Origin of the sequence: Campylobacter sp. 2018MI13, from assembly GCF_018501135.1 — a bacterium.
Classification (GTDB): Bacteria; Campylobacterota; Campylobacteria; order Campylobacterales; family Campylobacteraceae; genus Campylobacter_E.
In genome coordinates this window covers 1-399 of sequence record NZ_JAHCZC010000281.1, presented here as the reverse complement: position 1 = coordinate 399, position 399 = coordinate 1, and the positions used below count along the sequence as shown (strand labels likewise).

The 399-nt window shown below is 47.1% G+C and carries 1 protein-coding gene; it reads right to left on the bottom strand.

The window, feature by feature from the left end:
- Positions 1-97 precede the first annotated feature (97 nt).
- Positions 98-399: hypothetical protein (locus KJQ99_RS10045; RefSeq protein WP_214150761.1), on the bottom strand; the 302-nt coding region annotated here is incomplete at its 5' end.

The following is a 399-nucleotide window of genomic DNA, read 5'->3' as shown; positions in this document are numbered from 1 at the left end:
CATTTCTAATTGGTTTGTTCTTTAATGTCAGCCGCCGTATCGAGATGAACACGCCTCTCATTTCGTCGGCAGCGTCAGATGGGTATAGGGGCCAGCCTTACAATTGGTTAATATCATATACCGCCTGATAGCGGTAATTCTTAGTTTCAGTATCAGTAAAATTGTAGCTGCCGTTAAGATGCGCACCACCGACGTTCTCAACCGTTGTCAGCCCGTCCATTGCTCGGATGACATCCTCATTGAGCTTCGCCGCATTATACAGTGATGTTCCGTACGATTGAATGGCAACCGTTGCCTTCTTCAAATGGTTTGACTCACTGCCGCCCGTTTTATCAAGCAGGACATACGGTACAGTAACGCCTGTTTTATGCTCCAAAAGCACGGGAACATCAAGCACAC